This window comes from Mycobacterium sp. HM-7 (assembly GCF_053852335.1).
In genome coordinates this window covers 5,158,193-5,180,962 of sequence record NZ_CM132657.1, presented here as the reverse complement: position 1 = coordinate 5,180,962, position 22,770 = coordinate 5,158,193, and the positions used below count along the sequence as shown (strand labels likewise).

The following is a 22,770-nucleotide window of genomic DNA, read 5'->3' as shown; positions in this document are numbered from 1 at the left end:
CCGATCAGACAGGTTCGGGGACTTTCAGTTCCCGGCGCAGGGCGGTGAAATCGGTGATGGTCTTGGTGGCGACGTTCGCGACCGGACGGGCGTTGCGGCCGGTGGCCTCGGACTTGGACACCATCACCACGCCGTCGATGTACGGCTGGATGGTCGTGGCGTTCTGCACCGTTGCGACGATCACCAGCTGGAAACCGAACTTGCGGAACGCCTGCAGCGCCTGCGAGGCGAACTGGGGGTCGGACTTGGAGAATGCCTCGTCGAGCATCAGCTGCGCGAAAACCGGCTTGTTGTCGCCGCTTTCGGGATTGGCGAGGTTGAAGCTGAGCGCCCCGGCCAGGCAGAAGGCCATGAGCTTCTCCTGCTCGCCACCGGAGTTGTCACCGGCGTTGCTGTGCGTGCGGATCAGTTCGTCGTTCGCCACGTCCCACTCGGCGCAGTCGAAGGTGAACCGGTTACGCACATCGAGCGCATCGCGGGTCCAGGTCCGGTCCTCGGGGTTGTTGCCGGCCAACCGGTTTCGCAACCGCAGGATGTCGGCGTACTGGTCGAGGATCGCCTTCTTGTCACCCAGCCCCACCTCGGCGATGCGCCGGGAGATGGCCTTGACGATGTCGGTGAGCTCGGAGACGGCGACCATGCTGCGCGGGTTGGCGCGCAGTGTCAGGCGGGTGCCGCGGTTGAATTCCACTGCGCCCAAACCGGTGTTGACGCGATCGATCTGCTCGCTGATCCGCCGGGTCTCCTGCTCGGCGACGCGGTGCAGGGTCAGGATCGCATCGGGCGCCTGCTCGGTGATGAGTCGCATCATGCGGTCATAGGCGTCGGGCAGCTCGCGCTCGTCGATGTGGCGGCAGACCGCGACGTAGTCGTAGATGCGCTCGTCGAAGTCGTCCGAGTCGTTGGGGATCGCGTCCGGGAACGACGTGTCGAACGTCGCGACGATGCGGGACAGCTCGTCGTAGGAACGCCTGCGGCTCTCGGTGAGCTGGTCGCGTTCGCGGCGGATCGCCGCGAACAGCGCCTCGCGGTGCGGCTCGGGATTGAGCAGTTCCAGCGGCACGGGAACCTCAGCTGCGTAGCGGCGCAACAGATCCGTCGCCTGCTCCGACACCGCGGCGGGGGACAGGCGGTCCTGCAGGTCCATCAGCTTGGTCCGACGCGCGTCGAGATCGTCGCGCCGGGTCTGGATGGCGCCGCGCCGGGTCATCAGGGTCTGGATGTCGACCCAGCACTCCTCGGCGCGGGCCGACAGTGCCTCGATGTCGGGGTGGTCGGCCAGCAGCAGCTCGTACTGTTCGCGGAGCCGGTCGGCGTGGCCCTCGGCGGTGTCGGTGTCGATCTGGCTCCACTGGGGGAACTGCTCGTAGACCGCCTTGCACGCGGCGGCCCGGTCGCGCCAGCGTTGGCGTTGTGCCGCAATCTCATCGGCGGCGCGCCGGGCGCTGCTGAAGGCCTCCTCGGCCTCGGTGAGTTCGGCGTGCAGCGCTTCCAGCTTGGCGCCGATGTCGCCCTGATAGATGTACTCGGAGGGTTTGATCGGGCGCCGGTCGTCTTTGATGGCCAGCCGGTCGGAGTCCTTGTAGAGACCCGCATCGGTGACCGCGCGGCGGAACCGCACGAACACGTCAGGAGTGTCCACGCAGATGTGGTCACCGGCCGCGGCGATCACATCGGCGGCTTCGGCGGCGCAGGCGTGCTTCGGCTTGACCAGGAACAGCTTGCCCGCCAACGTGTTCGGCTCGGCTTCGCGGCCAGAAGCGCCGGCCCGGACGTGGTGCAGTGCCAGCCGTCCGCGCATGTTGGTCTCGTTGACGAATCGCAGGACCTTGGCGTAATGCTGGTCGGGCACCAGCAGCCGTAGGCCGACCGAGCGCAATACCTTCTCCACCGCCAGGCGCCACCGGCTGTGCTCGGGCTGCAGATCGAAAAGCTCGGCGACATAGGGCAGTTCGGCGGGGTCGATGCCGACGCCCGCACAGATCTGGTCGCGCATCGTCACAGCGGACTCGGGCAGCGCCGAGCCGACGTGCTCGACTCGCTTGAGTTCCTTGGCCGCGTTGTCGCGCAGGATTCGCGCCGACTTCTGTGCGTACTCCGCGTCGGTGGACGCGTCGCGCCCCCACTCCAGTTTGCCCAGCATCTCGGTGGCCTGCCGGGTGAGTTCCTCGCGCAGGTTCCAGAATTCGTCGGCCGTGTCGGGCACCTCGACGCCCAGGGCCGCGACCATTTCTTCGTAGCCCGCACGCCGCCGGGCCACGTCGTCGGCCTGCGCCTCGGCCGCGTTGACCTGCGCCTGCAGCGGGCCCACGTTCGCCGACGCGCCGCTGATCTGGGCGTTGAGTGAATCGCCTTCGGCCTTGGCCAGATTCAGCTGCCGGGTCAGGTCGGAATGCTCGTGCTCCAGCTGGTCGATGGTCGCGTCGAGCGTCTCGATCTCGGTGGGGCAGTGCCGCAGCCGGACGTGGTCGGTGTAGGCCCGCACCATCGGCAGGTCGACCAGATCGATGATCCCGAGGTCGGTCGACTCGGAGGCGTAGCGCACCTGGATGGCCTCGATGTCGCCGAGGATCTTGCGCTTGCGCTGAGCCACCGCGAGCAGTTCCCGGGCCTCGACGAGGGGGTCGATCTGCTTGAGGGCCTCGGGCAGCCGGGCCAGGCTGTCCGGTTCGTCCAGCATGAACTCACGGACGAATTGCTCAAGCCCGCCAACACTTTTCAGTGACTTGGCCTTGCCGAGCAACTGCTGTGCGGCGTCCGAGGCGCGGATGCCGATCGAGGCGTACAACTGCGCCAGATACTGCGACTCGACCTTGGTGGTGAAGCGCCAGCCGCTGTCTTTGAACACGCCCGTGTCGAACCGGCCCGCGGCCCACCGGTTGCAGACGTCCTCGATGTCCAGGTCGCCGTCGCCGATGACGAACCGGCTCGACGAGTCCGAACGCGATTCTCCGGTAAGCCATTTGAGCACCAGGCCCGTGATGGTGCGGCCGGTGTTGCTGGTGTAGGTGACCGCGACCGCGGACCAGGTGGTGCCTTCGCCGCGCAGGTACATGACCTGACTGGCGCCGGCTTCGCTGCGCTGGCCCCAGGCGCCGCGGACGTACTTGTCGACGGTGCGGCGGCCCGCGCTCGAGCCCGCCGCGGTGTTGTCGCCGGAAGCGTTGAAATTGCGTCTGTTGAACGGCAGGAAGCCGAGCGAGATGGCATCCAGCAGTGACGATTTACCGCTGCCGGAAGCGCCCGCGACCAGCGAACCGCCGGCGCTGAACGGAATGGTGTGGTAGCCGTCGAACACGCCCCAGTTGATGATCTGGAGCCGCGACAGATGGAACTGCTCAGACATCGGTTTCCGCCCCTCCACCGGTGAGTTGTTCGAACTGCTGCTGCAGCTCGGTGATCACCGAAGCCGTCATCACGGCGGTGATGACGGGACTCACGGTGTAGCTGTCCTCGTCGTCGCGGCTGCGGCGCAGGATGTCGAGACCCGTCAGGCGGGCGATGGCGGCGTCGATGCGGGCGACGAAAGTCACTGCGTCGCGGTCGGTTTCGTTGAGCACTCCGGTGAACATGCCGTGCATCTCGTCGCGGGTGATCAGGAAGCTCTGGTCCCCACCGGCGCGCATCATCTGCGCCAGGTGCAACGCCAGAATCGAGTCGTAGGTGCCCAGGGGCTCACGGCGCAGCAGTTTGATGCCTTTGGCCGACTCGTAGCGGGCCTGCTCGATGAACGCGATGTCGACGCCTTCCGAGATGCGCAGCTGCAGATCGAGTTCGGACAGCCGTACCGATAATTCGTTGCGGTACTCCAGGATCCAGCTGTAGATGTCGCGGTCGGACTCGCTGCTGATGTAGCGGCGGGTCAGCAGATGCTGCAGTGCCCAGCAGGCCCGGTCCGGCATGGCGCTGACGTCGCCGTCGAACCGGGGTCGACGCTGCCCGGCGACCCGGCTGGCGCCGTCGACCTCGGGTAGCGAGGCGAAATCGATAGGTGAGTCAGTCATGAAGGGCTCCCGCCACGGCAACAGGCTCGGTGAACATCAGATATGGCACCTCGATCTCGCGGTCCCGGCCATCGAGGGAGCGGAATCGCACGGACATCGTGTTGTCACGCGGGTCGCTTGGCCCTGCGGGCTGCTTGAGGGCCCAGGACCACAACACGATGACGTGGCCCAGGTACGCCGAATCGAGTAGTGCGACGGCCTCGGCCAGTGACACCGGACGGCGCGCGACCGCGGCATTGAGCATCTCGGACATCGCAGGTGCATCGACCTGGGTGGTCAATGCGGCGAAGCTCGACAGGTCGACGTCGCCTTGCGCCGCCTCGGCCGGCTTTGGCGCGGACAGGTCGCCGATCTTGAAGCTGAGCGCGCCGATCGAGCTGATGGCGTGGCGCGCCAGGGGGACCTCGATGTCCAGCCGGGAATCGGTGAGGGACGACTTCAGCAGCGTCCGGGCCGCGCCGATGGCCTCATTGAGTTGGCGGGCGACACCGCGGCTGGACTCCATGGTGCCGAACGCGGTGAACCGCTTGACCCGCTGCGCGCAGCGCTGCTGGATGCGTTCCACCTCGTCGATCTGGTGGCCGATCAACTCGAAGAAGCCGGCCATCACCTTGCGCAGGGCCGGGTCCAGCTCGGGCAGCGCCGACGCGACGGTGGCGATGTCGGTCTCGAACTCGGCGCGCTGGTCCGGGTCGTTGATCATCCGCAGGAACGCGCGGTGCGAATCGCGGCCTGCCGAATCCCATGCCGCCTGGTAGTCGGCGTACATCTGGCGCTGCCGGTCGCGGTACTCGATGTTGGTGTCGATCGGATCGTCCAGCGCCTGCGTGGCCTGTTCGATCATGGTGCCGTAGAGGCCGATGTCGGTGATCAGCCGTTCCATCTGAATCGCGATGGCGCGGGCCTCGTCGTACATGTCGGTGACGTCGGGTTCGGGCCGCAGGCCGGCTTCCAACTCGTCCAGTTCGCGGTGCAGCTCGGCGATCTCGGCCTCGATGCCTGCCCTGATGCGGTCGGGGTCATTGCCGGCACGAGTGGCTATCTGACGCATGCGGGAGGCGATGCCCGAGATCGAGCCGCCCGTTGCGATGCTGTCGCCCCGGCGCATGCCGCGGACGAAGTCGAGGGCGCGCCGGGCGTCCTGGGTCAGGTAACAGACGTTGCGGGCGAAATCGCCTGAGCCGCTGCGTTGGTCCACGACCCGGTGCACCCAGCCTTGGCTGGCCCACGACTTGATCAGGGCGAGGCCGGACTGTCCGAGCTGGTCGTCGGTCTCGCCGAGGGCCGCCAGATCGCGTTCCAGCCGGACCACCAGGTCGGTTTCGGAGATCATGCCGTCGCTGAGGTGCCGCTCCATGAGAGTGGCATAGACGCCGAGGTTGTTGGTGGCCAGCAGCCGGACCGCGCGCGAGCCCTGAACGTCACGGTTGAGTTCGAGCAACTCGGCGGCCGACAGCGCCGCATTCTCTTGCACCCGCAACCCCTGACCAGCCTGACACTTCGGTGCGTTCCACCGCCGGTCCAAGATACTTGGCGAAGTGTCGGTCGGCGTCGGCGGTCGGGCCCCGCGGGGACCAGAACGGCGATTGCTGTTATTGCCGGGGACGCCCCGTCCCACATGTTGTCTCAGTATGTGGACACTGGCCGGCGCGTCGGCCACCGCTCGTATGGGCCGCCGCAGCAACTGTGCCGGGACGGCGATCTGCACCGTGGCCGATTTGCCCCACGCGGGTACGGGGTGTCCCAGTCAAGATCACTGGCAGCCGCCGCCGGTTGTGAGATGTGAGTCACGATGGCCGCGGTCTGTGGGCTGGGCCATAACGAAAAAATAACGTGTGAGCATTACTAATCGGAATATATCGAGCTGGTCCGCCTGCTTTCCGGCGGGCGTGCTGGGCGGTCGCTCGGCCACCTAAATGGGTTTGCCGACTGGCCATTTGCCGGGTGGTTGGCCGGCCCATAAACGGCGGTTTACCGGCTAATACGCAAACCGCCTTGGTGTGGGCTGTGAGTCGCACGACGTCGCTATCAATTCGTTACGACTTCGTCAAAAACTCTGGATTAACTGAGTTACTCGTCGGTAAATTACCCGCCAGTAAGCAGCCCACACTGAGGAGTCACTTGATGAATGTTGCGGTCCGTCGCCATACGAAGGCGGGTATCTGCGCAGCGACAACGGCGGCCCTCGTGGTCAGTCCACTGCTGCCGTCGGTGCCTGCCGCCGCCAAGCTTCCGGCGCTCCCGTCGGTCAGCACCGCCGCGGTACAGCTGACTGCGGCGTACAACCCGCTCCAGCCGTGGCTCGACGCCTTCAACACCGCGTCGGCGAATGCGCAGCGAATCGGCGCCGTCGTCTCCGAAGCGCCGGCGGTGCTGCTGCAGCAGTTCCTGGCGAACCAGATCAGCCACGTCGGGGCCATCCTGCAGAACCCCGGCAACATCGGCGCCGTGATCCAGGACGTCGGGCAGAACGTGAAATCAGCGATCACCGCTGCCACGCTGCTGGGGACCAAGCCAGAAGACTGGACCATCGCCGACTCGAATGACATCTGGCACGGCCTGGTCGCGCAGATGATCCCGAACATGCTCCCGACGGCGGGCAACCCGCAGGCGTCCGCGATCGTCACGCAGGTGGTCAACGTGCTGGCGTCGCCGCTCAGCGGCGTCCTGATGGGTTTGGTGGGTCCCGGCATCAGCCCGGTGGTGGCCCTGGTCAACAGCATCACCAAGATTGCCACCTCGCTCGCCGCCGGTAACGCGATGACCGCGGCGCAAACCGCCATCAACATCCCGGCCGCCATGGTGAACGGCTTCCTGAACGGAGCCAATCTCAACCTGGACGTGCTGGCGCCGCTGATCACCAAGACCATGCCGGCCGGCAACGAGCTGCAGAAACTCAACATCCAGTTCGGTGGTCTGTTCACCGCCGGCGTGACGGGCATGGATCTCAGCGGCATCGGTGGCTCGATCCTGAACTCCCTCGGGCTCACCGCCCTCACGTCGCTTGCCCCGAACGACCCGTTGACCATCGATGGCCAGGGCATCGGGCCGATCGGTGCACTCGTGAATCTCAGCCACTTGCTCGCCAAGGCCATCGGTTGGAGCGGTACCGGTAATCCGCTGAACCCGCCTGCGGCGACTCCGGCGGCTGCCACGCAGGTGTCGGTGGCCAAGGCGGCCACGGACAACTCGATCACCTCGATCCCGCAGCCTGCGTTGGCTGTGACGCCGGTGAAGGTGACTGCCGATAAGCCCGAGACTCCCGCGAAGACGACGGCGCCGGCCAAGTCTGAGACGGTTGCCACTCCGGCCACTCCGGCTACGCCCGCCACCCCGGCTACGCCTGCGACGCCGGCCGGCTCGGAGACTCCGGCTTCGCCTGCCACCCCGGCGACTCCGGCAACTCCGGCAACACCGGCGAGCCCGACGAAGTCCGACAACCAGACGTCGGATGGCCACAAGACCGACTCGACCAAGTCGGAGTCGACGAAGTCGGACACGAAGTCGGACACGGCGAAGCCTGAGACCAAGAAGTCCGAGTCGAAGAAGCCGAGCAAGCCGAAGTCGGAGAAGCCGAAGCCCGTGAAGAAGCCGGCACCGGCGAAATCCACTGCAAGCGAGGGTGGTTCGACTCACTCGAGCGCGTCGAGCAAGTAGTCAGCAGTCGGTGGGTCTCCCTGCTCGGGGGAGGCCCACCGATTCCCGTCGGAAACTCTCCGTCGACATACCGACCTCATTTTGTCCTGCCCAAATCAAGCCAATCACTCGGAAAGAGGAGTCGTTCTCATGGATTCAGCGGTCCGTCGCCATACGAAGGCGGGTATCTGCGCAGTGACCACGGCGGCCGTCGTGGTCAGTCCACTGCTGGCGTCGGCACCCGCCGCCACCCACCTGCCGGCGCTGCCGTCGGTCAGCACCGCCGCGGTGCAGCTGACCGCGGCCTACAACCCGCTGCAGCCGTGGCAGGACGCGTTCAAGACCGCCGCGGCGAATGCGGGACGCCTCGGTGACGCCATCTCCGAGGCACCTGCGGTGCTGCTGCAGCAGTTCCTGGCGAATCAGATCAGCCACGTCGGGGCCATCCTGCAGAATCCCGGCAACATCGGCACCGTGTTGGGCGAGATCGGGCATAACGTGCAGTCGGCGATCACCGCCGCGACGTTGCTGGGCACCGACCCCGGGAACAACACGCAGTCCGTCGACTCGAACGATGGTTTCCACTTCATCCTGCTTCAGGTGATTCCGAAGCTGCTTCCGACGGCCTCGAACGCCATGGCCAACCGGGTCGTGCAGGAAGTGTTCAACTTCCTGGCATCGCCGCTGAGCGGGGTCCTGATCGGCCTGGCAGGACCGGCGATCAGCCCGGCGGTGGCGCTGGCGAACAGTCTCACCAGCATCGGTGCGTCCCTGTCGCAAGGCGACGCGGCGAAAGCGCTGCAGACCGCCATCAACATCCCGGCTGCCATGGTGAACGGCGTCCTCAACGGCGCCAACCTCAACCTGGACCTCGTGGCAAAGCTGATCAACAAGACCATTCCGCTCAGCGACAATGCCGTCGTCAAGGCGCTCAACATCCAGTTCGGCGGACTGTTCACCGCCGGATCGACCGGCTGGGACCAGATGGGCCTCGGTGGCTCGATCCTGAACTCGCTCGGGCAGACCGTCTATGCCGACATCATCGGGACGGACCTGCAGATCGACGGTCTGGGCATCGGGCCCATCGGCGCCATGGTGTCGCTCGGCCGCATCCTGGCCAAGGCCATCGGCTGGAGTGGCACCGGTAATCCGCTGAAGCTGCCCGCCGCAACTCCGGCGGCCGCCACCCAGGTGTCGGTGACCAAAGCGGAGACGGACAACTCGATCACGTCGATCCCGCAGTCCACGTTGGCGGTGACGCAGGTGAAGGCGACCGCGGCGGAGTCGCCTGCAAAGCCTGCAGCTCCGGCCAAGTCCGAGACGCCGGCCACCCCGGCGACGCCCGCAACGCCGGCGACCCCGGCGACCCCGGCCACCTCGGAGACGCCGGCCACTCCGGCGACCCCGGCCACTCCGGCCACCCCGGCCACGCCGACCAAGACCGACAACCAGAAGTCGGATGACACAAAGCCGGACACCACCAAGTCGGAGACGAAGACGTCCGAGATCAAGTCCGACACGACGAAGTCCGAGACGACCAAGTCCGACACCAAGAAGCCCGAGAAGAAGCCGAGCAAGCCGAAGTCGGAGAAGTCGGAGAAGCCGAAGCCCGTGAAGAAGCCGGCTCCGGCGAAATCCGCTGCCAGTCAAGGTGGTTCGACGCACGCCGGTGCCGACGCGCACTAGCCACCAGTTTGCCGAGACCACGGTTTCTCGCGCGCCGACGACGTCGCGCGAGAAGCCGTGGTCTCGGCGTTACAGGAGCACGTACCGAGACCGGTGATGCAGCCGGAAACCCATCGACTCGGCCAGCGCAATCGCGGCCGCATCGTCGTCGGGGACGCGCACGTAGGCATGCGTCGCACCACGCCCCGAAGCCCAGGCCATCAGTTCCGCGCACACGGCGCGGCCCAGTCCACGCCGACGCTCCGGCCCGAGCGCGGCGACGTCCGACAGGCCCGCCCACACTCTGCCGTCGGGTGCCGTGGTCACCGCCGCACGCCCGACGGCGGCGTCGTCCACGGTGGTGAACGCCACGTCGCCGTCGATCACGGCGGTGAGCACCTCGACCGGCACGGCCTGTCCGTGAATCTGCAGCCACCGGGCGTCCGGCTGCGACGGCAGTTCGGCACCCGCGCCGCCCGGCAATTCGATGGTCAGAATCCGATTGGGCTCGACGCCCTCGGTACGGATGGGCAACAGCCGCTCCGGCAGCGCCACCCACGGTTGCAGCCCGCGCGCGGCGTACCAGCCGGCGATCGCGGGCAGTGCCGTCAGGTCCGACGAAAAGAGCAGTGGCACAGCCGAGTTGGTCCGCATGTCCGGGCCACCGGCTCGCAGCAGCCAGCCGTCGACCCAGTGCTGCTGCGTACCCGGCCAGGCCAGCGCGGCGGCATGCTCGACCGCCCGAATCTCTGAATTGCGGACCGGGGCGTGCGACAGCTCGCGGACCGACATCACATCGGCCGGGCTGATCTCGACCCGATCACCCGATTTCGTCCGCACCACCACGAGCGGCGTGAGCGCCTCGATGTGGCCGACGACATCGGTGAAGGCTTCAGCCTCCGGCTGGGGCAACCGGTAGCGCAGCGAGACGCGGCTACCGACGCGCCCGCTGGTGGGCATCAGTGCCCGAACGGATCGTCGACCTCGCCCGGCATCCAGCTCAGTCCGGGCACGCCCCACTTGTTCGACTTGACCATCCGCTTGGCTGCCCGCGCGTTGCGGCCGATCAGGCAGTCGAGATACAGGAAACCGTCGAGGTGCCCGGTCTCGTGCTGCAGCATGCGCGCGAACAGGCCGGTGCCCTCCAGTTCGACAGGCCGGCCGTCGGCGTCCACGCCGGTGACCTTGGCCCACGTGGCGCGGCCGGTCGGGAACGACTCGCCGGGGACCGACAGGCAGCCTTCGTCGTCGTAGTCGGGGTCGGGCATGGTCTCGGGGATTTCCGACGTTTCCAGCACCGGGTTGATCACCACGCCGCGACGGCGCGCGGTCTGGCCGCGGTCGTCGGCGCAGTCGTAGACGAACAGCCGCAGCCCGACACCGATCTGGTTGGCGGCCAGGCCCACCCCGTTGGCCTTGTCCATCGTTTCGTACATGTCATCGATCAGAGGAGCGAGATCGGAAGGGAGGGAGCCGTCGGCGCCGACGGCCACCGGAGTGGTCGCGGTATGCAGAACAGGGTCACCGACGATGCAGATTGGACGGACAGCCATGACGAGCAATCTTAGTGATCCGACTCGCGGGTAACGATCACGGCTCAATACCGTTCGCCGTGGTTGAATGTTCGCCGAACCACTTGATGCGTCCCAGATCCGTTGTGACGCACGAAACAGACTGGCATATACCGAGATCAGAGAAAGGGTCCAGGGGCGAAATGGACGGCGCTATTGCGCGTACTGAGCGATCCGGGGACGACTCTGAGCTCGCCGACGGGTTGACCCGCCGCGAACACGACATTCTTGGTTTCGAACGTCAGTGGTGGAAATTCGCGGGTTCCAAAGAGGACGCCATCAAGGAGCTGTTCTCGATGTCGGCGACCCGGTACTACCAGGTGCTCAACGCGCTGGTCGACCGGCCTGAGGCGCTGGCCGCAGACCCGATGCTGGTCAAGCGACTGCGCCGGCAGCGCGCCAGCCGGCAGAAGGCCAAGGCCGCGCGTCGTCTCGGTTTCGAAATCACCTAGCTTTTCTGCCCTGAGGGTTCGCCTCGATAAGGTGGGGAGCAATGAATCAGCGAGAGTCTTCCGGACTACCCCTGCGCGCCATGGTCATGGTGCTGCTGTTCCTCGGCGTCGTTTTCCTGCTCGTGGCCTTCCAGTCGCTGAGCTCGGACAGCAGTTCCGAGTCGAACTCGTCGAGCAGCTCGACCAGCGCCACGGCCACCACGGCCGCCACGACGTCGACGACGCCCGCGCCGGCCAAGGCCGACGTCAAGGTGTTCAACATCTCTGAGGTTGCCGGCGCCGCCCAGACCGTCGCGAACAAGCTGCACGAGGCGCAGTGGAACGTCTCCGAGACCGACAACCTCAGCGTGGACACCCCGCCGGCGGCCACGACCGTGTACTTCGGTGAGGCCGCGGGGGAGAAGGAAGCCGCCGAAGCGGTCGGCAAAATCCTCGACGCGCCCGTCGAACCACGCATCCCGGCGCTCAATGACAAGGGACCGGGCGTCATCGTTCTGGTGACCGGTTAGGCTCTCCGGCATGCCGATCTCAGCTCCGATTCGCTTCCTTGCCGCCGCTGCGGTCATCGCCCCCGTCGTCGCTGCGTGTGCCCCTCCCGGACAGGTGCCCGCGACCACGCCCGGCACCACGCCCGCGGTCTGGACCGGCGTCGAGCACGCCCCCCAGGGCCACGGTGAGAAGGCCGGCGAAAAGGCCGCCCCGCAGGCCGCCCCGATGGGCGAGAAGCTGGTCACCGAGCTGAAGACCCCCGAGGGCACGACGGTCGCGACCGCCGAGTTCCTGTTCAACGGCGGATTCGCCACGCTGACGGTCAAGACCACCAGCACGGGCGTGCTGACCCCCGGATTCCACGGCCTGCACATCCACTCGGCCGGCAAGTGTGAGCCGAACTCGGTGGCGCCTGCCGGTGGCGCACCCGGCGACTTCCTGTCCGCCGGCGGGCACTTCCAGGCTCCGGGCCACACCGGCTACCCGATGAGCGGCGACCTGGCGTCGCTGCAGGTGCGGGCCGACGGCACCGGCTCGCTGGTGACCACCACCGACGCGTTTACCGCCGAGCAGCTGCTCGCCGGCAACAAGACCGCGCTGATCATCCACGAGAAGGCCGACAATTTCGGCAACATCCCGGCTGATCGGTACCAGCAGATTCAGGGCGCCGCACCGGGTGCGGACGAGGCTTCGATGAACACCGGTGACTCCGGTAAGCGCGTGGCGTGCGGTGTCATCGCTGCCGGGTAGCGCGGACAGCCACACCCCGCCGCGGATCGATTTCGCCGGGTCGCCACGACCGACCCTCGGCGTCGAATGGGAGTTTGCCCTCGTCGACGCCGACACGCGTGACCTGAGCAACGAGGCCGCCGAGGTCATTGCCGAGATCGGCGAGACGCCACATGTGCACAAAGAATTGCTGCGCAACACCGTTGAGGTCGTCACCGGCGTGTGCGACAACGTCGGCGAGGCCATGGACGATCTGCGATCCACGCTCGGTCCGGTACGCCGGATCGTGCGGGAACGCGGCATGGAGCTGTTCTGCGCCGGGACCCACCCGTTCGCGGAATGGGAGAGTCAGCAACTCACCGAAGGGCAGCGCTACGCCGAGCTGATCAAACGCACCCAGTGGTGGGGTCGGCAGATGCTGATCTGGGGCGTGCACGTCCACGTCGGGATCTCGTCGGCGCACAAGGTGATGCCCATCATCACGTCGCTGCTCAACCATTACCCGCATCTGCTGGCGCTGTCGGCGTCGTCGCCCTACTGGGACGGTGAGGACACCGGCTACGCCAGCAACCGGGCCATGATGTTCCAGCAACTGCCGACCGCCGGCCTGCCGTTCCACTTCCAGAAGTGGTCGCACTTCGAGCGCTTCGTCTACGACCAGCGCAAGACCGGCATCATCGACCACATGAACGAAATCCGTTGGGACATCAGGCCGTCGCCACATCTGGGGACGATCGAGGTCCGGATTTTCGACGGCGTGTCCAACATCGCCGAGCTGGGCGCGCTGGTCGCGCTGACGCACTGCCTGATCGTCGACCTCGACCGCCGGCTGGACGCCGGCGAGCAGCTGCCCACCATGCCGCCCTGGCATGTGCAGGAAAACAAGTGGCGCGCGGCGCGTTACGGGCTGGACGCCGAGATCATCCTGGACGCCGACAGTAACGAGCGGCTGGTCACCGAAGATCTGGACGAACTGCTCAACCGGCTGGAACCCGTTGCGGCATCGCTGAATTGCTCCGATGAGCTGGCGCGGGTCGCGGACATCTACACGCTGGGTGGGTCGTATCAACGGCAGCGCCGGGTCGCCGAGGAGACCGACGGGGACCTGTTGCAAGTCGTCGACGCGCTGGTGTCGGAGCTGGAGTTGTAGCCGTGCCCATCACGCCGATGTTCCCGCTGGAATCCGCGCTGCTGCCCGGTGACGAACTGCCGCTGCGCATCTTCGAACCGCGGTACGGCGAATTGGTGCGGGACTGCATGGCCGCCACAGAGCAGGTGTTCGGTGTGGTGCTGATCTCGGCCGGCCGTGAGGTGGGCGGCGGCGACGCCCGGTGCTCGGTGGGGGCGCTCGCGCACATCGACCGGTGTCAGTCGCAGGGCGTCGGCCGGTACATGTTGAACTGCAGCGTGACCGACCGCATCCGAATCGTGCAGTGGCACAACGACGATCCGTACCCGCGGGCCGAAATCGAGAGGTGGCCCGACGAGCCGGGGCCGGTGGTGCCCGAGGCGGCCATCGTGGCGGTCGAGGACCGGATCATCGCGGTGTTCGAACGCATCGCGTCGATTCAGGGCGCGCGGCTGCGGGACCGGGACTCGATTCTGGCCAGGACCGTCAAACCCGATGTGGGACAACGTCTGTACGCCTTGGCGTCGCTACTGCCGATCGGTCAGGCCGACAAGTATTCGGTGCTGGCTGCGCCGAATGCCGCGGCCCGGCTGGACGCGCTCGACGAAGCGGTGGCGAGCCTCACCGCGATGGTGGAGTTCCAGCTTTCCGAGGACTAGCGGTATCCGGCACGTTCAGTGCAGCGAGGGTGGTGCCGCACCGCTTATCCTGGACACAGTTTCTTGTGTTACGGGGAGGGTGCACGATGACGGGTTGGCAGGGGAGCGGTTACAACGGTCCCAACTACAACGGTCCCAACCCGGGTGGGGGCGCGGGCAGGTCGTCCGACGAAGAAGAGACGGCGATTCACCAGACCAAGCCGCCGGCCGCGCCGGGCTGGCCCCCGCAGGCACCGCAGCAGACGCCGCCGCCACTGAGCCAGCCGCCGGCAGGTTCGCCGCAGACCCCGGCCTGGGGCCAGCCGGCCGCACCGCAGACCGGAGGCTGGGGCCAGGCCCCGAGCGCGCCCGGTACCGCCCCGATGGGCTGGCCAGGAGGGCCGGCAGCGCCCGGGGCCTACGGCGCACAGCCGTTCGTCAGCCCGCCGAAGAAGAACAAGGTGCCGCTGATCATCGCGGCCATCGTGGTGGCGCTCGTCGTTGTGGGTGGCGGCATCTACTACGTCTACGACTCGTTCGGTTCGGGCGACAGCGCTGCCTCGGGCTCGGCCAGTGAGGTCGTCAAGGGCTACCTGGAAGCGCTGTCGAACGGCAATGCCGACGCGGCGCTGTCCTTCAGCAACGACCAGCCGGCGTCGAAAGAGTTCCTCTCCAGCGACGTGCTGAAGAAGCAGACCGGCGAATGGCCGATCAGTGACATCCGCATCCTGAACGAAGACAAGACCATGGAGTCCATCGGCCGCGCCGAGGTCCATGTGGCCGCCAAGTTCGGCGACAAGAACTCCGACGCCACGATCCAGGTGAAGAAAGAAGGCGGCAAGTGGCAACTGGCCCACGCCGCCGTCAAGCTCGATCTGTCGTCGTTGAGCAGCAGCGACAATGCCGCGCGGAAAACGATGACGGTGTTCGGCAAGGAGATCAGCGAGGAGTCCGCGATCTACGTGTTCCCGGGCTTCCTGGACCTCGGCAGCACCAGCCCGTACGTGTCGGTGACCAACAGCAAGCCGTTGCTGCTCGACTCCATCGAGGGATATTCGGCGAGCTCGTACCTGCAGCCGAAGTTCGCCCTCAACGATTCCGGCACCAAGACCATCGCCAAGCTGCTGGACGCGGCGTACGGCAGTTGCTCCTCGTCGCGCTCACTGGTTCCGCCGGCACCCTGCCCGGTGAAGATCAGTGACCGGGAACTGGTCGACGGCACCGTGACCTGGAGCCAGCCCGACATGAGCGCCGTCAAGGTCGGTGACTTGGACGAATACCGCATGGAAGTACGCATTTCCGGCGAGGTGCACTACGAGGTCAGCGGCCAGGGCCGCCGAGGGGGCACCACGCGGGGCACGGTGACCTCGTACGTCACCGGCACCACCGCCGACGTCAGCGGCGAGCAGGTGAAGATCAAGTTCAACTGAGCTTGGCGTCGACGAACTCGCTGCCGATGTCCGGCACCTCGCCGGCGACCTCGGGCTTGTAGCGGGCGGTGACCTCGGCCGAGGTCTCGACCCTGGTCTGCCAGCCGTGGCGGGTCAGCCACTCGGCGACGTCCTCTCGGGGCTCGCTGTAGAACAGCTCGGAGACATCGGTCATCGGCTGACCGGCCTTGGCGGCTTCCGCTCGGATCGCATCCATCCGCGCTTTGCGCAGGCGCTGGTTCTCTTCGCTGAAGTAGCCCGCGCCGAACCCTTCCACCGCGACCCGACTGCCCGGCGCGCTGAGCTCGTGCAGTCGCTCGAACAGCAGGTCCTGGGCTGCTGCCGGTAGATAGGGCAGCAACCCCTCGGCGAGCCAGGCCGTCGGTTGGGTCGCGTCAAAACCTTTTTGCTGCAAGGCTTCCGGCCAGTCCTGTCGAAGGTCGACGGGAACGGCGACGTGCCGGGCAGCGGGCTGAATATCGTGGGCTGCCAGGGTTTCCTCCTTGAACGCCAACACTTTCGGCTGGTCGATCTCGAAAACCACGGTGCCGGTGGGCCACGCGAGGCGCCAGGCGCGCGCGTCCAGCCCGGCCGCCAGGATCACCACCTGCCGGATGCCGTCGGCGCTGGCCGACGCGAAGAACTCGTCGAACCACTTGGTGCGGGCAGCGGCGTATGCCCACACCATGCGAACGCGCTCGGCCTGCACCGAACCGGCAGCACCGCCGGAGAACGGGGAGGACCAGCCCGTCTCGGTGGCGGCGTCGATGAACAGCTGCGCGTACGGATCGTCGAACAGTGGGTTCTCCGAGGCGGATTCGGCGGCCCGCGCCATGGCCACGCCGAGGGCGGTGGCGCCCACACTTTCCGTGATGTCCCAAGAATCGTCGTCAGTTCGCGCCATGGTCGTCCAATTCGTCGCGGATCAGCAGGTCGTCGCGGAAGCTCTGTTCACGATAGGCGAGCTGGCCCACGCGGTTGGCCACCACCGGCGCGGTGATGAGGGTGAACAACCCGGCCAGGATCAGCATGCCGACGTCGGCCTGCCCGCGCAGCCGCAGTGCGGCGCCGGTCAGGACCAGCAGCAATCCCAGCACCTGGGGTTTGGAGGCGGAGTGCATCCGCGTCAAGGTGTCGGGGAAACGCACGACGCCGATCGCGGCCGTCAGCGCGAGTGCCGAACCGAAGAGCACCAAAGCGCCCGAGACGACATCGAATACGTTCACTGCGGCGGCTCCTGATCGGTATCGCGGACGCGGAACCGGGCCACGCTGACCGAGCCGACGAAGGTGATCAGTGCCAGTGCCGTCAAGCTGTAGGTCGCGGTGGTGTCGAGGCTGTACGCCGCCCAGGTGCCGATGCCGCACATGGTGACGGCGACGATGGTGTCCAGCGCGACCAGTCGGTCCAGGGTGCCGGGGCCGGCCAGCAGCCGGAATACCGTGATGGCAGCGGCCGCCACCAGCATGATCGCTGCGGCGATCCATACGATGCTCATAGCGGGTCCACTTCCACAGGCTGCCAATGGGATTCACGCTCGAACGAGGCGATCATCAACCGCTCCACTTCGGCGATCTGACGGTAGAACTGCTGCACCGCACGCTCGGATCCCACGTCGAGGACGTGGACGTAGATCATCCGCCGGGCTTGATCGATCTCGAGCACGATCGAGCCGGGGATGAGGTTGATGACGTTGACGGCCAGCGCGAGTACCAGGTCGGACTTGAGGGCGAGCCGGGCCCGCAGCACCGCGGTCAGCGGCGGGGGACCGGGTCTGATCGCCAGCCAGGCGACCTGGACAGAGGACAGCACCAGGTAGTACGCGACCTTGAGTGTCAGCCACGCCAGCGACAGCGGATGCAACCGGCCCGCCACGGGCACCTGCGGCAGCGGCAACAGCACGGTGATCAGCAGCCCGACGGCGAGTCCGCCGAGGATGTTCGCGGCGGAGATGTTGCCCCACAACAGAATCCACACGGCCGTCAGCCAGACCAGGATGCCGACACGCGGTAACCATTGCCTCATGGCGTCAGCACCGCCGCGATGTACTGGCCGCGGTCGGCGACCTGATCGGCGGCCCGTTCGGCGAAGCCGAAGATGGGCCCGGCGAACACCGTCAAGGCGAGGCCCACCGCGATGAGAACCGCTGTCGGTGCCAGCATGCTGACGGGCATCCGGCCGACGTCCGGCCGGTCGTCGACGGCCACGTTCGCCACCGGTTCCAACAGGCCCGCCGGGGCTGCCGTCGACAGCATGCCCTCCGGCGCGTCGGCGCGGGCCCGCCAGAACGCGAGCGTCCACACCCGTGCCATCACGTACAGCGTCAGCAGGCTGGTGACCACGGAGCCGGCGACCAGGGCCCAGGCGAGGACCGACGCGCTCGTCGCGCCGGCCTGCAGCAACGCGACCTTGCCGATGAACCCCGAGAACGGCGGAATACCACCGAGATTCAGTGCCGGGATGATGAACACGAACGCCAGCAGCGGGCTGGCCGCGGCGAGCCCGCCGAGGCGCTGCAGCGTCGACGCCCCGGCCTGCCGCTCGATCAGTCCGACCACCAGGAAAAGCGTGGTCTGCACGACGATATGGTGCGCGACGTAGTAGATGGCGCCCGCCATCCCGATCCGGTTGGACACCGCGATGCCGAACACCAGGTAGCCGATATGACTGACCAGGGTGAAGGACAGCAGTCGCTTGATGTCGCTCTGGGCCATGGCGCCGAAGATGCCGATCAACATGGTGAGCAGCGCCGCGACCATGAGCACGCCGTCCAGTGCGCCGCCCGGGAACAACAGGCTGTGGGCCCGGATGATCGCGTACACACCGACTTTGGTGAGCAGGCCGGCGAACACCGCGGTGACCGGCGCCGGGGCGGTGGGGTACGAGTCGGGGAGCCAGGCCGACAGTGGGAACACCGCCGCCTTGATGCCGAACGCCACCAGCAGCACCGCGAACAGTGCCGCGCGGGTGCCCGGCGTGATGCCGTCCAGCCGGCTCGCCAGCTCACCCAGGTTCAGCGTGCCGGTGGCCGCATAGATCAACGCGATGCCGATCAGGAAGATCACCGACGACACCATGGACACCATGACGTAGCCGATGCCGGCCCGGACCCGCTCCTCGCTGGCCCCGACCGTGAGCAGCACGAAGCTCGCGGCCAGCAGCACCTCGAAGCCGACGAAGAGGTTGAACAGGTCGCCGGCCAGAAAGGCGATGCACACCCCCGCAGACAGCACCAGGTAGGTCGGCAGGAAGATCGACACCGGCTGCTCGTCACCGCCGTCGCGGATACCCTGCCCGATGGCGTACCAGACCACGGCCAGCAGCACGATTGCCGATACCACCAGCATCAGGGCCGAAAGCCGGTCTACCACAAGGACAATGCCGAGCGGTCCCATCCCCAGTTCGGTCTGGCCCCAGCCGCCGACGTGGACCGCGACGGTGCCGCTGTGGTCGACGACGTAGACCAGCGCCGCGCAGACGGCCGTCACCGCGATGAGTGCCACCAGCGCGATGACCTGCTGCAGCCGCGGACGGCGGCCCGCGAACAGCGTCGCGGCGGCACCGAGGATCGGGATGAGGACGGGCAGCGGTGCCAGCGCCGCGCCGGCCGTCACGCCTGTTCCTGTGGTTCGGCGGGCAGTGCGTCGAGTTCGGCCGGCGCGTCGGCGTCGGTGACGACGGACGGTGCGCCGCGGTCTTCGTCGACGGCCGGCTCGTCGGTGGACGACAACTGGACCAGGCGGCTGTCCTCGGGGTCGTTGCCCACCTCTTCGACCGTGGTCAGGCGGTAGGCCCGATAGATCAGCGCCAGTACGAACGCGGCCACACCCATCGTGATGACGATCGAGGTGAGGACCATGCCCTGAGCCAGGGGATCGGCGATACCCGTCCGGCCGTGACTGGTGCGGCCGCGCACCGGTGGATTGCCGGAGTCGCCGCCCATCACCAGGATCAGCAGGTTCACCGCGTTGCCGATCAGCAACAGGCCCAACAGCATTCGGGTCAGGTTCCGCTCGAGCAGCAGGTACACACCGGTACCGGTGAGGCCGCCGATGAGCACGAGCGGGACGAGATAGGTCGTCATCGGGTGGCCGCCTCACGTGGTGCGTACAACTCTTCGTCGACTCTTGCGCCCAGGCTGCGCAGGATGTCCAGCACCAGGCCCACGACGATGAGGTACACCCCGAGGTCGAAGAACAGCGCCGTCACCACCTTCACCGAACCGAGCAGGGGCAGCGTGAATTTCACGACCGCGCTGGACAGTACCGGCGCACCCAGCAGCAGCGAGGCCGTCGCCGTCCCGGCGGACAGGGCCAGGCCGACGCCCAGAATCTTGCCGGCGTCCAGCGGCAGGGTCTCGCCCAATTCGTACCGGCCGCCGGCCAGATAGCGCAGGACGAGGGCCAGGCCGGCCGTCAGGCCGCCGGCGAACCCGCCGCCCGGAGTGTTGTGTCCGGCGAAGAAGAAGTACACCGACAGCACCATGATCAGCGGGAAGATCATGCGCGTCGCGACTTCGAGGACCAGGGAACGGTGTCGCGGATCGCGCAGGTCGCTGCCTCGCAGCCAGGTGGTACCAGGCCGGTGAGCTCGCCGAGATGCACTGGGTACCCGGGGTGCCGAGCCGAAACGCCTGTGCCGGAACACCATCGATGCCACACCTGTCGCGGCGACCAGCAGCACCGAGATCTCTCCGAGAGTGTCCCAGGCCCGGATGTCCACCAGCAGCACGTTGACGGTGTTGGCGCCGTGCCCGCGGTAATAGGCCGCGTCGGGCAGCAGCTCGGCCAGCGGGCGCGTGTTGCGGGCGGCCATGGCGTAGACGGCCAGCGCGGTGACCGACGAGCCGACGGCGGTGGCCAGCAGGGCGCGGGGGAGCCGGTGGCGCTTCATGTAGGTGGCGTCCGATTCGGCGGGCAGCGTGCGCAGCACCAGCAGGAAGACCACCAAAGTCAGTGTCTCGACCAGGAATTGGGTCAACGCGAGGTCCGGCGCCCCATAGAAGATGTAGAGCGTGCCGCAGCCATAACCGGTGACGCCGACGACGAGCACCGCCGCGAGGCGGTTGCGCATCACCGTCGCGCTGATCGCCGCCGCCAACACGATGAGGCCGACGACCACCTGGATCGGCGAGTTCCACCAACGAAGTTCGGGCTGGTCACGCTGGCCGAGAATCAGCACCGCGATGGGCAGCACGGCCAGGGTGGACAGGATCATCGACTGGGTCGTCGGGATCGAGCCGCGCTGGGTGAACGCCGTCAGCCGCACGGCGAAGCGGTCCGCGCCGCGGATGGCGGCGTCGTACATCCGGTCGGCGTTGCCGAGCGGTAGATACGGCAGCCGGATGCGCTCGAGGCGGTGCCGCAGGCCGAATGCCGCTCCGCCGGCGGCGAGGATCACGGCCGACAGCAGCAGCGGCATGTTGACGCCGTGCCACAGCGCCAGGTGGTACCCGGTGCTGCCCGGCATGGTGGCGGTGTAGTCGGCGATGGCGTGGTCCAGCGCGTTCGGCAATAACCCGAACCCGAGGCCGGCGACGGCCAGGATGCCCGGCGGCAGCAGGAAACCGAGGCTGGGGCGGTGCATCTCGGCAACGCGAATCGTCGGTTCCTCATGGCCTTTTCGGGCGAACGCCCCGTACAGGAACCGCAGGCTGTAGATCATGGTGAACACCGACCCGAACGCCACGGTCGCCAGCACGAACGGGGCCGCGGCGCCCAATGTCGGGCTGTGCCACAGGGTTTCGAAATCGGCTTCCTTCGCGACGAAGCCGAGAAACGGTGGCAGGCCGGCCATGCTGGCGGCAGCGGCGACGGCGATGCCCAACAGCACCGGGCTCCGTTGGCCGAGCCACGCCAGTTTCCGGATGTCACGGGTGCCGGTGGCGTGGTCGATGATCCCGACCACCATGAACAGTGCCGCTTTGAACATGGCGTGCGCGCACAGCATCGCCAATCCGGCCAGCATCAGATCACCGCCGCCGGCCCCGACCATCACCGTGATCAGCCCGAGCTGGCTCACCGTCCCGAACGCCAGGATCAGTTTGAGGTCGTACTCGCGCACCGCGCGCCAGCCGGCGAGCAGCAGCGTCACCAGCCCCAGCGTCACGACCGTCGGCCGCCACGGCTGGTGGTCGGCGAATCCGGGGGTCATCCGGGCGATGAGGTAAACGCCGGCCTTCACCATGGCGGCGGCGTGCAGATAGGCGCTGACGGGCGTCGGCGCCGCCATGGCGCCCGGTAGCCAGAAGTGCATCGGCACGATGGCCGACTTGGACAGTGCGCCGATGAGCACCAGCACGACGGCAACCGACGAGGTGGTGCCGGTCGGTGCATTGGCGACGAGATCCGACAGCCGATAGGTGCCGGCGAGCGTGCCCAGCATGATGATGCCGGTCAGCATGGCCAGCCCGCCGAAAGTGGTGACCAGCAGCGCCTGGGTGGCCGCGCGGCGGCTGGCGACGCGCTCGGCGTAGTGGCCGACCAGCAGGAACGACAGGACGGTCGTCAGCTCCCAGAACAGGTACAGCAGGAGTGTGTTGTCGCTGCAGACCAGCCCGAACATGGCGCCCGAGAACGCCACGAGCTCGGCGGCGAAGCTGGGCAGCCGATTCTCGGTGTGCCCGTCCGCGTGGTGGAAGTACGCGGCGCAGTAGAGGAGCACCAGGGTGCCGACACCCAGCACCAGCACCGACATGATCGCCGACAGTGAATCCAGGCGCAGTGTGATGTCCATGGACAGCTGCGGCACCCAGTCGATGTGCAGTGTCTGCTCGCCGGTCCCGGGCCAGTTCAGCGCGAGCCAGATCAGCGAGCCGGCAGGGGCCAGCGCGAGGGGATAGAACGCCCGCTGTCCCCAGCGTCGTACCAACAGCGGAGCGAGCACGGTGGCGATCGCGTGCACGTACAGAACGGTGAGCATGGGCCTCCGGCAGGTGTCGGGGGGCGGTCCGTTGGGGGCGAGCGTAGCGACGGGAGAGGGTCCGGCCAGCTTACGGGGCGGCTGTGACTGCCGTGGTCTGGCGGTT

20 protein-coding genes are annotated in these 22,770 nt (G+C 67.3%); 8 read left to right on the top strand and 12 right to left on the bottom strand.

The window, feature by feature from the left end; genetic code table 11:
* Window positions 1-4: 4 nt before the first annotated feature.
* Genes ACWW1C_RS25015 through ACWW1C_RS25005 form a run of 3 tightly spaced genes read right to left on the bottom strand, consistent with a single transcriptional unit; the run spans window position 5 to window position 5,478 of the window.
* Complete coding sequence (locus ACWW1C_RS25015; protein ID WP_455980764.1) at window positions 5-3,346, bottom strand: ATP-binding protein; 3,342 nt, start codon at window positions 3,344-3,346, stop codon at window positions 5-7.
* On the bottom strand, window positions 3,339-4,004 hold the full coding sequence (locus ACWW1C_RS25010) for a DUF4194 domain-containing protein (RefSeq protein ID WP_455980763.1): 666 nt from the start codon (window positions 4,002-4,004) through the stop codon (window positions 3,339-3,341). Before ACWW1C_RS25010 ends, ACWW1C_RS25015 begins: the two co-directional genes overlap by 8 nt.
* On the bottom strand, window positions 3,997-5,478 hold the full coding sequence (locus ACWW1C_RS25005; protein ID WP_455980762.1) for a DUF3375 domain-containing protein: 1,482 nt from the start codon (window positions 5,476-5,478) through the stop codon (window positions 3,997-3,999). Before ACWW1C_RS25005 ends, ACWW1C_RS25010 begins: the two co-directional genes overlap by 8 nt.
* 650 nt (window positions 5,479-6,128) lie before the next feature.
* On the opposite strand from ACWW1C_RS25005, the gene gjpA (ACWW1C_RS25000) reads away from it, so the two are divergent.
* Both gjpA (ACWW1C_RS25000) and gjpA (ACWW1C_RS24995) read left to right on the top strand, forming a co-directional pair.
* On the top strand, window positions 6,129-7,661 hold the full coding sequence (gjpA, locus tag ACWW1C_RS25000) for an outer membrane porin GjpA (RefSeq protein ID WP_455980761.1): 1,533 nt from the start codon (window positions 6,129-6,131) through the stop codon (window positions 7,659-7,661).
* Between the two features lie 129 nt (window positions 7,662-7,790).
* The gene (gene gjpA / locus ACWW1C_RS24995) at window positions 7,791-9,326 is read left to right on the top strand and encodes an outer membrane porin GjpA (protein WP_455980760.1); all 1,536 of its coding nucleotides are present in this window, start codon (window positions 7,791-7,793) and stop codon (window positions 9,324-9,326) included.
* Window positions 9,327-9,395: 69 nt separating this feature from the next.
* Here gjpA (ACWW1C_RS24995) and ACWW1C_RS24990 read toward each other — a convergent pair whose 3' ends face one another.
* Together ACWW1C_RS24990 and ACWW1C_RS24985 are read right to left on the bottom strand one after the other, a co-directional pair.
* Window positions 9,396-10,265: an N-acetylglutamate synthase, CG3035 family gene (locus ACWW1C_RS24990; RefSeq protein ID WP_455980759.1), complete on the bottom strand. Its 870-nt coding sequence runs from the start codon at window positions 10,263-10,265 to the stop codon at window positions 9,396-9,398.
* Complete coding sequence (locus tag ACWW1C_RS24985) at window positions 10,265-10,858, bottom strand: peptide deformylase (RefSeq protein ID WP_455980758.1); 594 nt, start codon at window positions 10,856-10,858, stop codon at window positions 10,265-10,267. The genes ACWW1C_RS24990 and ACWW1C_RS24985 overlap by 1 nt, the downstream gene beginning before the upstream one ends.
* 161 nt (window positions 10,859-11,019) lie before the next feature.
* Between ACWW1C_RS24985 and ACWW1C_RS24980 the strand changes: the two genes are divergently transcribed.
* From ACWW1C_RS24980 to ACWW1C_RS24955, 6 genes are all read left to right on the top strand, one after another.
* On the top strand, window positions 11,020-11,328 hold the full coding sequence (locus tag ACWW1C_RS24980) for a DUF3263 domain-containing protein (protein ID WP_138232568.1): 309 nt from the start codon (window positions 11,020-11,022) through the stop codon (window positions 11,326-11,328).
* 41 nt (window positions 11,329-11,369) lie between these two features.
* Window positions 11,370-11,837, top strand: a complete 468-nt coding sequence (locus ACWW1C_RS24975; protein ID WP_455980757.1) for a LytR C-terminal domain-containing protein — start codon at window positions 11,370-11,372, stop codon at window positions 11,835-11,837.
* A gap of 10 nt (window positions 11,838-11,847) precedes the next feature.
* Window positions 11,848-12,567 carry a superoxide dismutase[Cu-Zn] gene (gene sodC / locus ACWW1C_RS24970; protein ID WP_455980756.1) on the top strand — a complete coding sequence of 240 codons (720 nt, stop codon included), beginning with the start codon at window positions 11,848-11,850 and terminating at the stop codon, window positions 12,565-12,567.
* Window positions 12,548-13,696 (top strand): glutamate--cysteine ligase, encoded by a 1,149-nt coding sequence (locus tag ACWW1C_RS24965; protein WP_455984429.1) that lies wholly within the window; start codon window positions 12,548-12,550, stop codon window positions 13,694-13,696. Before sodC ends, ACWW1C_RS24965 begins: the two co-directional genes overlap by 20 nt.
* Before the next feature lie 2 nt (window positions 13,697-13,698).
* Window positions 13,699-14,334 carry an LON peptidase substrate-binding domain-containing protein gene (locus ACWW1C_RS24960; RefSeq protein WP_455980755.1) on the top strand — a complete coding sequence of 212 codons (636 nt, stop codon included), beginning with the start codon at window positions 13,699-13,701 and terminating at the stop codon, window positions 14,332-14,334.
* A gap of 86 nt (window positions 14,335-14,420) precedes the next feature.
* A complete protein-coding gene (locus ACWW1C_RS24955; protein ID WP_455980754.1) occupies window positions 14,421-15,743 on the top strand; it encodes a hypothetical protein in 1,323 nt (440 codons plus the stop codon).
* Here ACWW1C_RS24955 and ACWW1C_RS24950 read toward each other — a convergent pair.
* The 7 genes from ACWW1C_RS24950 to ACWW1C_RS24920 are packed head-to-tail and all read right to left on the bottom strand — an operon-like array spanning window position 15,736 to window position 22,664.
* Window positions 15,736-16,647, bottom strand: coding sequence for a class I SAM-dependent methyltransferase (locus tag ACWW1C_RS24950; protein ID WP_455980753.1), 912 nt, complete (start codon window positions 16,645-16,647; stop codon window positions 15,736-15,738). The genes ACWW1C_RS24955 and ACWW1C_RS24950 overlap by 8 nt on opposite strands.
* Window positions 16,634-16,969, bottom strand: a complete 336-nt coding sequence (gene mnhG / locus ACWW1C_RS24945) for a monovalent cation/H(+) antiporter subunit G (protein WP_455980752.1) — start codon at window positions 16,967-16,969, stop codon at window positions 16,634-16,636. The genes ACWW1C_RS24950 and mnhG overlap by 14 nt, the downstream gene beginning before the upstream one ends.
* On the bottom strand, window positions 16,966-17,241 hold the full coding sequence (locus ACWW1C_RS24940) for a monovalent cation/H+ antiporter complex subunit F (RefSeq protein WP_455980751.1): 276 nt from the start codon (window positions 17,239-17,241) through the stop codon (window positions 16,966-16,968). The genes mnhG and ACWW1C_RS24940 overlap by 4 nt, the downstream gene beginning before the upstream one ends.
* On the bottom strand, window positions 17,238-17,768 hold the full coding sequence (locus ACWW1C_RS24935) for a Na+/H+ antiporter subunit E (RefSeq protein ID WP_455980750.1): 531 nt from the start codon (window positions 17,766-17,768) through the stop codon (window positions 17,238-17,240). Before ACWW1C_RS24935 ends, ACWW1C_RS24940 begins: the two co-directional genes overlap by 4 nt.
* Entirely contained in the window at window positions 17,765-19,357 is a 1,593-nt protein-coding gene (locus ACWW1C_RS24930) for a Na+/H+ antiporter subunit D (RefSeq protein ID WP_455980749.1), read from the bottom strand. The genes ACWW1C_RS24935 and ACWW1C_RS24930 overlap by 4 nt, the downstream gene beginning before the upstream one ends.
* Window positions 19,354-19,827, bottom strand: a complete 474-nt coding sequence (locus tag ACWW1C_RS24925) for a Na(+)/H(+) antiporter subunit C (RefSeq protein WP_455980748.1) — start codon at window positions 19,825-19,827, stop codon at window positions 19,354-19,356. The genes ACWW1C_RS24930 and ACWW1C_RS24925 overlap by 4 nt, the downstream gene beginning before the upstream one ends.
* Window positions 19,824-22,664: a Na+/H+ antiporter subunit A gene (locus ACWW1C_RS24920; RefSeq protein WP_455980747.1), complete on the bottom strand. Its 2,841-nt coding sequence runs from the start codon at window positions 22,662-22,664 to the stop codon at window positions 19,824-19,826. The genes ACWW1C_RS24925 and ACWW1C_RS24920 overlap by 4 nt, the downstream gene beginning before the upstream one ends.
* Window positions 22,665-22,770: the final 106 nt, after the last annotated feature.

Bases quoted from the DNA above. Each gene is read 5' to 3' on its own strand.
- gjpA (WP_455980760.1), top strand. From the start codon at position 7,791: ATGGATTCAGCGGTCCGTCGCCATACGAAGGCGGGTATCTGCGCAGTG.
- ACWW1C_RS24955 (WP_455980754.1), top strand. From the start codon at position 14,421: ATGACGGGTTGGCAGGGGAGCGGTTACAACGGTCCCAACTACAACGGT.
- ACWW1C_RS25015 (WP_455980764.1), bottom strand. From the start codon at position 3,346: ATGTCTGAGCAGTTCCATCTGTCGCGGCTCCAGATCATCAACTGGGGC.
- ACWW1C_RS24980 (WP_138232568.1), top strand. From the start codon at position 11,020: ATGGACGGCGCTATTGCGCGTACTGAGCGATCCGGGGACGACTCTGAG.
- ACWW1C_RS24940 (WP_455980751.1), bottom strand. From the start codon at position 17,241: ATGAGCATCGTATGGATCGCCGCAGCGATCATGCTGGTGGCGGCCGCT.
- ACWW1C_RS25010 (WP_455980763.1), bottom strand. From the start codon at position 4,004: ATGACTGACTCACCTATCGATTTCGCCTCGCTACCCGAGGTCGACGGC.
- ACWW1C_RS24990 (WP_455980759.1), bottom strand. From the start codon at position 10,265: ATGCCCACCAGCGGGCGCGTCGGTAGCCGCGTCTCGCTGCGCTACCGG.
- ACWW1C_RS24925 (WP_455980748.1), bottom strand. From the start codon at position 19,827: ATGACGACCTATCTCGTCCCGCTCGTGCTCATCGGCGGCCTCACCGGT.
- ACWW1C_RS24920 (WP_455980747.1), bottom strand. From the start codon at position 22,664: ATGCTCACCGTTCTGTACGTGCACGCGATCGCCACCGTGCTCGCTCCG.
- ACWW1C_RS24985 (WP_455980758.1), bottom strand. From the start codon at position 10,858: ATGGCTGTCCGTCCAATCTGCATCGTCGGTGACCCTGTTCTGCATACC.
- gjpA (WP_455980761.1), top strand. From the start codon at position 6,129: ATGAATGTTGCGGTCCGTCGCCATACGAAGGCGGGTATCTGCGCAGCG.
- ACWW1C_RS24935 (WP_455980750.1), bottom strand. From the start codon at position 17,768: ATGAGGCAATGGTTACCGCGTGTCGGCATCCTGGTCTGGCTGACGGCC.
- ACWW1C_RS24975 (WP_455980757.1), top strand. From the start codon at position 11,370: ATGAATCAGCGAGAGTCTTCCGGACTACCCCTGCGCGCCATGGTCATG.
- sodC (WP_455980756.1), top strand. From the start codon at position 11,848: ATGCCGATCTCAGCTCCGATTCGCTTCCTTGCCGCCGCTGCGGTCATC.
- ACWW1C_RS24950 (WP_455980753.1), bottom strand. From the start codon at position 16,647: ATGGCGCGAACTGACGACGATTCTTGGGACATCACGGAAAGTGTGGGC.